This is a genomic window from Paratractidigestivibacter sp. (genome assembly GCF_052362415.1).
Classification (GTDB): Bacteria; Actinomycetota; Coriobacteriia; order Coriobacteriales; family Atopobiaceae; genus Paratractidigestivibacter.
Window position 1 is genome coordinate 1 of record NZ_DAWEMK010000083.1, and the last position, 1,653, is coordinate 1,653.

The following is a 1,653-nucleotide window of genomic DNA, read 5'->3' on the forward strand; positions in this document are numbered from 1 at the left end:
GGGTCACCTGCGCGCGCTCCGAGAGCGCGCCAGCGTGCTGGCTCTCCAGCCTGCCGCGCTCGGAGGCGGCGGAGGTGAGCTCCGCCTGCAGGCGCGCGACCTCGCCCTTGGCCTGCGCGTGATCGTCGCGCGAGCCCTGGATAGCGCCCTCGAGCGCGGCCACGGACGCGACGGCGGCGTCGAGCGCCTCCTTCAGGCGCGGGGCCTCCTCGTCAAGCGCGCGGATCCGGCGCTTGCGCTCGAGCGCGCCGGACTCGCTCGAGGGGACGTTGCCCACATGTGCGCGGCCGTCCGGCAGCACGCACACCCCATCGGGCGAGACATACGTGAACGCCGGTGCCTTCATGTGCGCCTCCACGGCAGAGCGGGCATCGGCCACCAGCCGGACGTCGCCGAGCAGCGCATCCAGGAGGGCGCGCGCGGAGTCCGCGACGCGCAGGCGCGAGACGAGCGGCTCGCCGGGGACGTCGTCGGGGGCGGACGCGGCGGCGCGCGGGGCGTCGAGCGCGAGAACCGTGGCGCGGCCTTCGACGCCCGTGAGCGAGGCGCCCTCGGAGGCGATCGCCGCGGCGGCGCCGGCGTCTGACACGACGAGCGCCGCGAGGTCGTCGCCGAGGAACTTCTCGACGAGGCCCTCGACATCGGCGTCTGCCTCGATGAGGTCGGCCAGGCGGCACTCCACGCGGCCCTCGGCGGCCTTGCCGGCGGCGAGCTTGGCGGCGAGCGGGCTCGCCTTCTCGACCTGGGCGTCGACGGAGCGCAGCGCCTGCAGCGTCGCCTCGGCGGACGAGAGCGCTGCGCGGGCTTCCTTCTCGGCGCGGCGGGCCGCCTGCAGCTCGTTGTTCTTCGCGTTGATATCGTCGGCGAGCGAGGCGACCTTGGCGCGAGCCTCCTCGAGGCCGGACTTGAGCCGCGCCTCGCGCTCGGAGCGCTCCTCCATGGCGGCCTCGGAGTTCGCGATGGTATCCGCGAGCTGCGCCAGGCGGTCTGCGAACATCTCGTCCTCGACCTCGGAGCTGCCGATCTGGTCCTCGAGCTTTGCGTAGGCGAGCGTCTCGCGGTCGGCCTCGGCGCGCGCCTTGCGCTCGGCCGCGGAGATCCGAGCGACCTCGGCCTCGAGGTCCTTGCGCACGCGCGCGCAGTCGCGGGACTTGAGCTGCAGCTCGTCGACCGACACCCTCAGCTCGCGCTCGCGCACGCCCAAATCGGACAGCTCGCCGCGGAGGCGCTCGTGCTCGGCCGAGGCCTCCGTGCGCTGGCGGCCCATGGTGGAGAGCTGGGTGCGCATCTCGGAGAGGCGCGACACCATGTTCTTGCCCTTCTCCTCCAGAAGGCGCATGTCGGACTCCATGCGGCCGAGGATGTCCTGCATCCTGCGGCGCTGCTCGCCGAGGTCCCCGACAAAGAGGCCCTTCTGCTCGAGCAGGCTCTGGAGCTTCTCGAGCTCAGCGCTCTTCTCGTCGTGGCGGTACTGGGCGAGCTCGACGGCGGCGTCGGCCTCGTTGGCGCGCGCGGCCAGGCGGTTGTACTGCTCCTGGAGGCGGCGCAGGTCGTCGACAGCGAGCTGGACGGTGAGCTCCTGGAGGCGCCCCTGAAGGTCATGGGCGCGCTTGGCCTTGTCGACCTGGCGCTCGAGCGGCTTCAGCTGGCGCG

Annotated in this window: 1 pseudogene; it reads right to left on the reverse strand. The window is 73.2% G+C overall.

Annotated elements, in window-relative coordinates:
• Positions 1–1,653 (reverse strand): annotated as a pseudogene (locus ACT84W_RS08060) (chromosome segregation protein SMC); the annotation flags it as partial.